General features: G+C 44.1%; 11 protein-coding genes. 5 read left to right on the top strand and 6 right to left on the bottom strand.

The genetic code is table 11. The features are described from left to right. Nucleotides 1–258: 258 nt before the first annotated feature. The 4 genes from KW850_RS08340 to KW850_RS33230 all read left to right on the top strand — a co-directional run bounded on the left by KW850_RS08340 (nt 259) and on the right by KW850_RS33230 (nt 4027). Nucleotides 259–3201: a DEAD/DEAH box helicase gene (locus KW850_RS08340; protein WP_218347093.1), complete on the top strand. Its 2943-nt coding sequence runs from the start codon at nt 259–261 to the stop codon at nt 3199–3201. A 27-nt stretch (nt 3202–3228) separates the two neighbouring features. After that, nucleotides 3229–3360, top strand: a complete 132-nt coding sequence (locus tag KW850_RS33235; protein ID WP_256358139.1) for a hypothetical protein — start codon at nt 3229–3231, stop codon at nt 3358–3360. 193 nt (nt 3361–3553) lie between these two features. Then, nucleotides 3554–3697, top strand: a complete 144-nt coding sequence (locus tag KW850_RS08335; protein ID WP_218347092.1) for a hypothetical protein — start codon at nt 3554–3556, stop codon at nt 3695–3697. Nucleotides 3698–3892: 195 nt separating this feature from the next. Then, nucleotides 3893–4027, top strand: a complete 135-nt coding sequence (locus tag KW850_RS33230; RefSeq protein ID WP_256358138.1) for a hypothetical protein — start codon at nt 3893–3895, stop codon at nt 4025–4027. A 179-nt stretch (nt 4028–4206) separates the two neighbouring features. Here KW850_RS33230 and KW850_RS08330 read toward each other — a convergent pair whose 3' ends face one another. The 6 genes from KW850_RS08330 to KW850_RS08305 all read right to left on the bottom strand — a co-directional run bounded on the left by KW850_RS08330 (nt 4207) and on the right by KW850_RS08305 (nt 11119). Then, nucleotides 4207–5721, bottom strand: coding sequence for a malate:quinone oxidoreductase (locus KW850_RS08330; RefSeq protein WP_218347091.1), 1515 nt, complete (start codon nt 5719–5721; stop codon nt 4207–4209). Between the two features lie 283 nt (nt 5722–6004). After that, nucleotides 6005–6547, bottom strand: a complete 543-nt coding sequence (locus tag KW850_RS08325; RefSeq protein ID WP_218347090.1) for a DUF4865 family protein — start codon at nt 6545–6547, stop codon at nt 6005–6007. Further along, on the bottom strand, nt 6544–7626 hold the full coding sequence (locus tag KW850_RS08320) for a hypothetical protein (protein ID WP_218347089.1): 1083 nt from the start codon (nt 7624–7626) through the stop codon (nt 6544–6546). The genes KW850_RS08325 and KW850_RS08320 overlap by 4 nt, the downstream gene beginning before the upstream one ends. Nucleotides 7627–7718: 92 nt before the next feature. After that, nucleotides 7719–8483, bottom strand: a complete 765-nt coding sequence (locus tag KW850_RS08315; RefSeq protein ID WP_218347088.1) for a class I SAM-dependent methyltransferase — start codon at nt 8481–8483, stop codon at nt 7719–7721. A gap of 366 nt (nt 8484–8849) precedes the next feature. After that, a complete protein-coding gene (locus KW850_RS08310; RefSeq protein WP_218347087.1) occupies nt 8850–9680 on the bottom strand; it encodes an aldo/keto reductase in 831 nt (276 codons plus the stop codon). 209 nt (nt 9681–9889) lie between these two features. Next, complete coding sequence (locus tag KW850_RS08305) at nt 9890–11119, bottom strand: MFS transporter (protein WP_218347086.1); 1230 nt, start codon at nt 11117–11119, stop codon at nt 9890–9892. A 183-nt stretch (nt 11120–11302) separates the two neighbouring features. On the opposite strand from KW850_RS08305, the gene KW850_RS08300 reads away from it, so the two are divergent. Continuing rightward, nucleotides 11303–11674, top strand: a complete 372-nt coding sequence (locus tag KW850_RS08300; RefSeq protein WP_218347085.1) for a winged helix-turn-helix transcriptional regulator — start codon at nt 11303–11305, stop codon at nt 11672–11674. The last annotated feature ends 7 nt before the right edge of the window (nt 11675–11681 follow it).

The raw sequence follows: 11681 nt of genomic DNA, 5'->3' as shown, positions 1-11681 counted from the left end.
GCGCGAAGCGCGCGAAATTTTGATGGTTTGGAAGGGGGTACCCCCTTCCAAACCATCAAAATTCATAAAAGCTGAAAAACATTGTAACCATAGGAAATACAATTTACACAAAATATAGGACTTGACTCTTTTGTGCCATTTTTTATAGGTTTTATGCCATTTTTAAGGGGTTTTGTGCAATTAGACATTATTTGGAAACCAACAGGCTAATAAACAGCCTCTAGTGTTCTCTCCCCCACTTAAAGGAGTTTTGTATCGATGCTTAAAACAAGGTTTATGAAATTGCTGACAACTAAAATCGGGGAAGGTCGTTTTCTTCTTACTGCTGAAGATGAACGAGGTCATGTGATGAGCCCATTTAGGTGGAAGAACCTCGTTTTCAGCAATCACGAGGAAAGCTTCTTTGGAACGCTCCTTGAGACGGAATCCGTGGATGGCGTCGAAGGTGTAGTTGTGAGCAGTTGGCATCTGGTCTCACTTTTTGCCAAGGAGTCGTTTAATCGCTTTATCGAATGGGATTGGAATGAACAATCCGAGATTTGTCTGGCCGCCGCCCATGCGCTTTATGAGGGAATCCTCGAAAAAGATTGGCTGCCGGACTTTTCGGTCTGGGAACACGGCGATTTTCGCTGGAAGCTTCCTGAGCGTGTCAAGGATGAGTTTGATCCATCGTTTTGGGAACAAATGATTGAAGAGCCCGCCATTTATGATTCGACGGATGGTGACCTAGAAACCACCAAAAAGTATATTTCTGACTTGTACAACGGTGCCCTTGACGGCTACTTGACTCGGAATGCCGCGATGAAGGAGTTGTTCGGACCGAAACTCGACTTGCTTCGGAAGCAAAATATTTCCGGCAGTGAACTGGCTCGTTATTTTGATGAAGAAAGCTGGCTAGAATGGGTCGGGATCAAGGAAAACGACACCCCGTTTACGATTGGGCTCCGTCTAGATGAACCGCCAGATGGCGAAGGTGCGTGGAGCCTGGATTTATTTATACGAGGAAAGAAAAATGTGGATGAGACTTATGATGTCGAAGGTTCTGCCAAAATCCCGGTCAAGTGGCGGCCATTTTTGGAAAAGGTCGACCGTGAGCGGGAACGCTGGGTCCGCTTGATTCCTTGGCTAGGTGAAGACGGCTTATTCAAAACGCATCTAAGTGAGGAAGATGCGTGGATGTTTTTGACGGAGGCGAGTGAAACGCTTGTAGCCCTGGATGTTGAAATCCTCCTCCCTTCTTGGTGGCAGGCAATGAAAAATGCCAATTTGAAGGTGAAGGCGGCCCTAAAAGGCACCTCGAGCCACCGGCCGTCCTTTGTTGGGCTCCAGGCCATGCTGGATTTTAACTGGCGCTTTTCGATGAATGGTGTCGACTTGTCCGAGGATGAGTTTGGGAAACTTGTCGAGGAAAAAAGACGGCTTGTCTTCATTCGCGGCCGGTGGGTGAAGCTGGATCCGCAGTTTATTCGACATATTCAGGATATGATGAAACGGGCCGAAAAGGAAGGCTTGCACGTCCGCGACTTGCTCGAGCAGGAACTGATGGAGTCGGAAGAAACCGAAGATGAGCTCGATAATCCAAAGGCATTTGCCAAAATTCAAATTGAGTTGAACCGCCAGTGGAAGCAGATGATTAAGCAGTTGTCAGAGGTGCACGAAATACCGCTGGAGGCTGTGCCTTCTGGATTGCAGGGAGAACTCCGGCCCTACCAGCAGCTTGGCATGAGCTGGCTCTGGTTCTTGCGTCAGTACGGATTTGGCGCAACCCTCGCTGATGACATGGGGCTTGGGAAAACAGTGCAGCTTATCTCCTATTTATTGAAGGTAAAAGAAATTGTTGGGGATGAGTTGGCTGCCTTGGTGCCTGACACCGAAAATAAGGTGAAAAAGCGCCGTAAAAAGGATGAAGACGTAATGCCGGCTGCTAAGGTCCCGACGAAGGCGGCGCTGATTATCTGTCCGACCTCCGTGCTTGGTAACTGGCAGAAGGAGATCGAGCGCTTCGCGCCTGAGATGAAGGTGTACCTGCATTACGGGTCGAACCGTTTGAAAGAGGAAGCCTTTGCCGAAAAGGCTAAAGATGCCGATATTGTTTTGACTTCGTATGGGCTAAGCCATATTGATTTGGCGGAATTCGAATCGTTGATTTGGAGTTCCATTGCGATCGATGAAGCGCAGAACATTAAAAATGCCCAGACGAAGCAGTCGAAGGCGGTACGCAGATTGCGCGGACGCCACCACATTGCGCTGACTGGGACGCCGATGGAAAACCGCTTATCAGAGTTGTGGTCGATTTTTGATTTTACCAATCACGGATATCTTGGCAGCTTGGGGCAATTCCAGAAAAAGTTCGTGATACCGATCGAAAAAGATGAGAAAAAGGAAAAAGTGCAGCAGCTTCAATCGTTGATTCGGCCGTTCCTGCTGCGCCGTACGAAAAAGGATGAAGAAGTTGCTCTTAACCTGCCTGACAAGCTGGAGCAAAAGGAATATTGTCCGCTCACGGCTGAACAGGCATCGTTATACGAGCAGCTCATCCATGATACCTTTGCGGAAATTGAAAAACTGTCTGGCTTTGAGCGGAAAGGGTTAATTTTGCAAATGCTCAGCCGCTTGAAGCAGTTGTGCAATCACCCTGCCCTTTATCTAAAGGAAAAGTCGGTTGGACGCGAACTGTTGGATCGTTCGAATAAGTTGGAGAAACTTGTCGAGTTGATTGATGCGGTTTTGGAACAGGGCGAAAGCTGTCTGATTTTCACCCAATATATCGAGATGGGCGAAATGATTCGAAGTACATTGAAGAAGAAATTTGGCATTGAGGTACCATTCTTGAACGGAAGTGTACCGAAAGCGAAGCGTGATGAGATGATTGAGCAGTTCCAGAATCAGGAGTTCCCGGTGTTCTTGCTGTCCTTGAAAGCCGGCGGGACCGGGCTGAATCTGACGGCGGCCAATCACGTCATCCACTACGACCGCTGGTGGAATCCGGCTGTTGAGAACCAGGCCACTGACCGTGCCTACCGCATCGGCCAGTCGCGCTTCGTTCATGTTCACAAGATGATTTGCACGGGTACACTCGAGGAGAAAATCGACGCAATGCTCGAGAAAAAGCAATTCCTGAATGACCAAATCATCCAAAGTGAAAACTGGATTACCGAACTATCCACCGACGAGCTGAAGGATTTGGTGTATCTGGGGTGATGGGGTTGGTTTTGGAGTATTGTGATAGTGTTAGTGATGTTAATGGTGTCCATGGATGGTGTCAGGCACCATCCGTGGACACTGCACACCATTTGTCCACATGGAAAGGACATTCCATGGTGTCAGGCACCACCAAAAGAGAACGATCAGAAGGGATAAAACTGTTTTGGTTTTATCCTTTTTTTGTTAGGATTTGTGTTGTCAGCGACCACTAAATAACTGACCAATCTCTCTCATTTTTCTGTATAATTTTGCTATTTCGCCTATTTTGTAAACGCTTTTATGTGAAGTGATTCACATGTATAATAGTGGCATAAGGATTTCAATAACCCACTACAGGGAGGAAATGATCATGCTTACGGATTTTTTATTTGAACTAAAAAACTGGTTGTTTAGCGGGGCGTTTGATGAAATCGAAGAATTTGAGCGACTTGAATCAAAACATACCAGGGTCCATCATGATGAAAATATTTCTGAAATCATCCGTGTCCATTAATCCACTCTTCTTCAAGGGAGCCTTCTGACTATATGAGGGCTTCTTTTTTCTATTTTAAGTCCAGCCATAATCTGTTCAGTTAAATGAGAATTCAAATTGGATAGCCGCCAAAAAAGAAAGCAAACTAAAATTGTGAGGTGCCAAACACATACTAATTGGCATCCTTGAAGTAACAACAACATGGGTGGTGAAAAAATGACAAAGAATAGGAATAACCAATTTAAGAAACATAATACCGCTCTGCCTAAAGCAGATTTAGAGTTTGCGGAAGAACGAGGAAATGGGTTTGAAAAAGTAGCATTAAAAGCTCAAAAAAGTCATAATAAGTAAACAAAACGGAACCTGTCATTTTCTAACAAAATTCGTTTCGGGCGAGAAACACATCAGCCGGTGACAAATGGTTTGACATTGTTATTGGCAAATAAAAATGCAAAACCTCTCCTCAAAAAGGCGAGGTTTTGCATTTGATGATAATCTGGTTCCTTGTACTACAAAAACACCCTTTAGAATTAATTAAAGACCAGTTCTTTTTCTTTTTCTTTTTGGCTTAGACCAAGTGTCTCCGCTGTTGAAGTATGAATTTCGTTCAGAAGCCACGGGTTTTCCATTAGTGATTCGCCATAAGAAGGAATCATTTCTTTGATTTTTGATTCCCACTCATTTATATGTTCTGGGAAGCATTTTTTGATTATTTCCAGCATTACGTGAACGGCAGTTGAAGCACCTGGAGAAGCGCCTAGTAATGCTGCGATCGAGCCATCAGCGGCTGTAATCACTTCCGTACCAAATTGAAGCGTTCCTTTGCCACCAGCTTCCGTATCTTTGATTACCTGTACACGTTGGCCTGCGACTACTAAATCCCAATCATCGCTTTGGGCGTTCGGAATAAACTCGCGTAACTCTTCCATTCGCTGTTCTTTCGATAACATCACTTGCTGAATCAGGTATTTAGTCAATGACATCTCTTTTGCGCCTGCTGCCAGCATCGTTAAGACATTATTTGGTTTTACGGAAGTGACTAAATCGAACATCGAACCCATTTTTAAGAATTTTGGTGAGAAGCCAGCAAATGGTCCAAATAGCAAGGATTTTTTATTGTCGATATATCTTGTGTCAAGGTGAGGTACAGACATTGGCGGAGCACCAACCTTCGCTTTGCCGTATACTTTGGCATTGTGCTGCGCTACAACATTTGGATTGTTACACACCATAAATATTCCGCTTACCGGAAATCCCCCAATATGTTTTCCTTCAGGAATATCGGATTTTTGCAGTAAATGCAGACTTCCTCCACCGCCACCGATAAACACGAATTTTGCCGTAGCGCGTTCAACGGTGCCGCTAAATTGATTCTGTACCTTCAATTCCCACAATCCATCGTTAGTACGTTTGATATCATTAACACTATGATTATAGTTTATTTGGACATTTTTATTTCCTAAGTGGTCAAACAAGATCCGTGTTAAAGCTCCAAAATTGACATCTGTTCCAGTGTCCACTTTGGTTGCCGCTATCGGTTCATCCGATGAACGGTCTTGGAGAACAAGTGGAATCCATTCCATCAGTTTCTTCGGATCATCGGAAAATTCCATCCCTTGAAAAAGTGGATTATTTGATAGCGCTTCAAAACGTTTCTTTAAAAAAGCTACATCCTGCTCCCCATGTACTAAACTCATATGAGGTAGCGGCATGATAAAGTCCTGTGGATTTTGTATCAACTTCCTGTTTACAAGATAAGACCAAAACTGCATTGAAACCTGAAACTGTTCATTAATTTTTATCGCTTTACTAATATCTAAAGATCCATCCGGTTTTTCGACCGTGTAGTTAAGCTCACACAGTGCCGCATGCCCCGTTCCCGCATTATTCCATTCGTTAGAGCTTTCCTCTCCTGCGTTATCGAGCTTCTCAAACACTGTAATTTCCCATTCCGGTACTAATTCTTTCAAAAGTGTCCCTAAAGTTGCACTCATAATTCCGGCGCCAATTAAAATAACGTCTGTTTTAGTTTCTTTGCTGATCATAATTACCAACCTTTTCTACTAAAATTTGCAGAAAAGATGCAGGAGCGACCTAGTCACACACCTTTTCTGTCTCTTTTATAACCATTTCACAGTGAATACAATTATTGACAGATTAGTATATCTACTATTATATGATAATTTCTAATATTTTTAAAGCATGTAGCAACTGAGAAGTCCTTCCACAAGACCCAAAGAACACACAAAAACCAAAGCATTTACCCAGTTTCTTGAGATGAGTAAGGCTTTGGTTTGCGAAAATAATTATTTTAAAATAAAAAGTTTTTTACACTTGTGAGATATGGAGGATGGTATAGATTACACCACTCATCTCTTTTACACTGCTTACATCATTTAAAAAGTAAAACACCTCGTACTCCCAATTTTCCGGATTATAAATCACGATATATTCGGCCTGATCAATCGTTGGTATCTCTTCCGCTATTTTCTCTTTTAAGTTATTGAGGCTTTCTTGTGGCTGTATGCTTCTTGTGATTTGAAATAAATATTTACTCTCTTTGATTTTAGAAGTCGTGGTATCAATGAGTGGAATTCCGACATGGACCCGCTGCCATCCAAACGAGCTTATGATATTGTCATAAAATCCGTTAAATAAAAACTTGTTTAACCCGTTGCTGCCTTTCCAAAGATACAATGGGCAATAGCTATTTTGAACATTTTGATGGACTCCTTTTTCCGTTATCAAATATAGTTTAAATTTCAGCTCCTCAAATCCGTCTGTTTTATGACCATTCTTTCGGACTCTGTCTCTGATGATATTCATATCATAATCACTTGGTAAATTAATCTTATATTGTGTGGCTATCATTTCAGTAGGTCCTCCTTGTGATCGTCCTTAAGGATTTTTGCTGTGAGCGCATGATAGAATTTTTGTGGTTCATCTAGGCGGAGATGGGCTTTGGTCACTTTTTTCTTAAATCCATACATAAACCAAGCTTCGACAGGATGATAGAACTCCACTTCAAATGTCGGCTTTTCTTTGAAAAAATCAGCAAGGACCGCATCGAAAATTTGTTTTGATTCTTCTTTTTTTAATTTTTCAGGGCCATTGTAAGGATGAATACTTTTAATTTCCTCAAGCGGCACGAGGAGCTGTTTTCCAATCCCAATCTGCAGGTATAAATAGCTGTCCGTGATTATAATCGGGCAATGCCGGATCGCTTGAATTTCTGCTAGGAAAAATAACAAGGTAATCACATTCAATACGAGTACGATGATGGATATCAGCGGACTCCATGAATGCAGGAGAAAATGAAAACCGACCGATTCCAACACTAAGGCGTGGATCAGCATGACGTAAAGCGTGATGGTTCCGGTTTTTTTATGGCAGGTGTACATCCGTTCATCCGGTAACATCGGTTTTTTCCGCCAAGAAAATAAACTGTAATAATACATCGTCATATCGGTGAAAAAGATTTCTTGAACCCGGGATGGTTTTAGATGCTGCTTCCATGCTTGCTTCATTCGATAGGGAAAGGCCGGAATGTCGGCTTCGTTTGTGCGGTAGCTCCTGATGATTTTTGGAAGTGTGGCCATGAGCTTGAAAACGACATAAAGCTCGAGCAGGAAAAAGGCTCCCTCGCCTGCAAATAAGATATATTTTACAAAGGAATAAGCTGACAGCAGACCGTGTGGAATGATGAGGACTGCAGCGCCATATCCCGCAATCATGACAGGGAGAATATATTTTAGGGAGTAACGTTTTCTTAGGATGAAGAAATACACGAGTATCGGTATGGTAATGATGCAATCAAAAAGGGTGCCTAAGGCCATGCCCGTTGGCAGTGGTCCTAAACTTTCCAGGCGATAGATTAATAGATTTGAGCCAACCACTAAAGTGAGGATGTTGCTGAACCAAAGATATTTATTTTTCGAAAGAGATCCCATTGCTGCCTCCTGAATACACGTACTAAGATACTTTCATTTTAACATAAATATCCAATTTTCCAACAAAAAAGGACCTTAGCAGGCCCCTGTTCTTACTCTTTTATCCCCACCACACGAATCCGCTTATAATCCGCCAGCCACTCACCGTCGTGGTATAAAGCTCCCCTTACGTTTTTTTCTACTGTCGTGAGGATCGACTCTCTTTTTTCTACGGTTATGCCTTCGAACAGACTGGTGGCAAACATCTCAATCCAGTTTCTTAAGCCTTGTTCTCCGGTTAAAGGGGTCGGCCGATCAAAATGCTGGGCGTGCGTGACGCGAAATCCGACTTGTTCCATTAAGGTGGTGTATTCAGCTACGCTTGGGTAATACCAAGGAAATTGCTCGGGTTGATAATGGTTCCCTAATTGTCGGATGATTTCATCGGTAATGGTTTGGACATTCCCTTTTCCACCGAATTCAGCCACAAATCTCCCCCCTGGCTTTAAGGCATCGTGGATCGACTGGAGGGCCTTTTGCGGAGGTTTCACCCAATGCAGTGTGGCATTAGAAAAAACAGCATCAAACTCGTTTATGTACGTCATGTTCACAGCGTCCTCTACCTGAAAGGTAAGACCCGGGTACTTGTTTTGGGCCTGCTGGACCATGTTTTCGGACTTATCGATGCCCATAACGTCGACGCCCTGGTGATGCAGTTTGTATGCCAAGTCCCCTGTTCCGCACCCAAGATCAAGAATCCGCTCGCCCGCCCGCGGCGACAGCAGCTCAACCAAATCCCCGCCAAACTGCGATACAAACGCATGCTTCTCATCATATAAATGTGCATTCCAGCTATCTTTCTGAACGCTATTAGTCATCCTTCCCCATCCCCTTTACGCTGCTTTTCTAATCATTATAGCAAAGAGGTGTGAACATCACTGGAATTTTTGTCCAGAATTTATTTAACCTCACTTGAGAAATGGACGGGCACGTATTTACCGAGCGTGGCGATTACTTTGTCTCAAGGTAAATGTGAGCGCCTTTATTTACCGAGCGTGGGGATTTTTCCTTCTCAGGGTAAATGTAACAACACCTCATTTCCACCAGCGTAAAACTACACTCAAAGCGGTAAATAAAAAAGACCAACCTCAAAAGCGAGATTGGCCTGTCCACTGTACACGGACAAATTAAGGTAAGTGTCCACGGATGGTGCCTGACACCACAATTGAAAATGACACCAAAGTTTAAAAGTCAAAGTTGTCGGGGTCTGGGCCGACGCGGTGGTTTTGGTTTAGTTGGTCGATTTGGTGCATGTCTTGTTGTGTTAGTTCAAAGTCGAATACTTGTGAATTTGCGATGATCCGGTGTTCTTTTGTTGATTTTGGTATGGTGCTGACACCGTTTTGCAGATCCCAGCGCAAGATGATTTGGGCAACTGATTTATTGTATTTTGCAGCGATTTCCACCAACACTTCATTGTCTAACAATTGACCTTGCATTAATGGTGACCAAGCTTCCATCTGTATGCCATGTTCGCTGCAGAATGCTTGAACTTCTTTTTGGGTTAAGCGTGGATGGTATTCGACTTGATTTACCATTGGCTTGATTTCTGCATCCTTCATCAGCTCTTCTAGGTGGTGAGTTTGGAAATTACTTACCCCAATCGCTCTCACACGACCTTCTTTGTAAAGCGTCTCTAATGCTCTCCACGCCTCTTTGTATTTGCCTTCTACCGGCCAGTGAATAAGATAAAGGTCTAAGTACTCCAACCCTAGTTTATTTAGGCTTGTTTGATACGCTGCCAGGGTTGATTGGTAACCTAGATCGGCATTCCAGACCTTTGATGTTACGAATAGATCTTCCCTAGCGATGCCTGATTCTCTAATCCCTTGCCCTACGCCTTCTTCGTTTTCATAAATGGCCGCGGTGTCAATGCTTCGGTAGCCATGCTGAATTGCTGTTTTCACCGCATTCACTAGCTCCGGTCCTTCCTCTACTTTAAAGACCCCAAGGCCGAACCATGGCATCTTAACCCCGTTATTTAATGTAGTAGTACTCTGTAAATTGTTCATCATTGATAAAACCTCCAATTGTTTTAAGTTAAATTGTTATGTTGATATATTTAATGTCCACCCCAGTGGGATAAATGTCCTTTTGTGGTGCCTGACACCATTGACTACACCATTGACTACACCTTTGACTACACCATTGACTACACCTTTGACTACACCTTTGACTACACCTTTGACTACACCTTTGACTACACCATTGACTACTCCATTGACTACACTTTTGATGATGACACCATTGACGGTATCTTTGTTGATGACACCACTGAATCTTTTCGCTCGAGTGCCCGGCTCACCCCAGTAAGGATGGCTGCAGCGAGGACCATGAGGGCTCCGATCCATGTTGTGTGGATGAGGCCTAGTGTGTCGGTGATGATGCCGCCTAGGTAGGAACCGATGGCGATTCCTGCGTTGAAGGCTGCGATGTTGATGGCGGATGCGACATCGACTGCGCTTGGGACGTAGCGTTCTGCTAGGATCACGACGTATACCTGCAGCCCCGGTACGTTCATAAAAGCGAGCAATCCCATGAAAATAATCGTGATTAAACCCGTGATTTTGAACGGTGCCGTGAACATTAAGACGAACAGGACCACAGCCTGGACGATAAACATATAGAACAAGGATCCAATCGGATTGCGGTTCGAGAGCTTCCCGCCAAGCATATTGCCGACTGCAATCGCCAATCCGTATGCGAGTAAAATGATGGCGATGGCTCCTTCGTTAAATCCGGTTATTTCCTGTAATAATGGTGACAAATAAGTAAAGACAACAAATGTCCCGCCATATCCAAGGGCCGTGATCACGAATAGAAGTAAAAGTCGGCCATTGGTCAGGAGTTTGACCTGGTCTCGAGCGCTAGTCTGGGTTCCTTTTTTCAAAAAAGAAGGGATGAGAACCCAGTTAGCGATGAAGCCGATGATGCCAACGATAACGATGAGGATGAAGGCGAGCCTCCAGCCATATTGTTGACCAATGAAAGTTCCAAATGGCACGCCGGTGACAGTTGCGACGGTTAGACCAGAGAACATGATTGAGATGGCGCTCGCACGGCGGTTGGCCGGGACGAGGTCGGCGGCGATAGTTGAGCCGATTGACATGAAGACGCCATGTGATAGAGCTGAAATGACGCGCGCTGCCAGCAGGACGCTGATGGTTGTTGCGCTTGCGGCGATTCCGTTACCGATGATGAAGACAATCATAATCCATAATAAAAGCGTTTTTCGTGACATTTTTGATGTCAGTGATGTTAGGACGGGTGCTCCGAATGTGACCCCGAGGGCGTATAGGGAGACGGTTAGTCCTGCAGTGGTAACTGGTATGTGCAAATCTTGAGCGATGAGCGGCAGCAGGCCGACGCTGATAAATTCGGTGGTGCCGATCGCAAAGGCGCTGATGGCTAATGCCAGCAGTGCGAATGTGCTTTGCTGTTTATTTAAAGGCATGATTGTTCCTCCTTATTTGTGTGAATTTATTAAAACAGGTATGATTGTTTTCAACCCGCAAATGTTATTATGGGATATATGAAGAATATTAGGAAGTACGCACTTTAAAGTGATATAGGTACCTCTCGGTGATATAGGTACTTTTTAGTGCCTGCCTTTGGTGTAATGAGGAGGACGATGAAAATGGAGAAGAAAAAATATAATATTTCGGTCGAGGCGACGCTGGAGGTGATTGGTGGGAAATGGAAGTGTGTGATTCTCTGCCATTTGACGCATGGGAAAAAGCGGACGAGTGAATTGAAGCGGCTGATGCCGAATATTACGCAGAAGATGTTGACGCAGCAGCTGCGGGAGCTGGAGGACGATGGCGTAATTAATCGGATTATTTATAATCAGATTCCACCGAAGGTCGAGTATGAGCTGAGTGAATATGGAAGGAGCTTAGAGGGAATTCTGAATTCGCTCTGTACTTGGGGCGAGCATCATATTGAGAGGGTATATGGGGATAAGTTCTCAGTCCTCGAGGAGAATGTTTTGAACGATCATCTTAAATAGATGGTGT

The sequence above is a fragment of the Bacillus sp. sid0103 genome (genome assembly GCF_019219025.1).
This window is presented reverse-complemented; position numbering and strand designations above follow the sequence as displayed.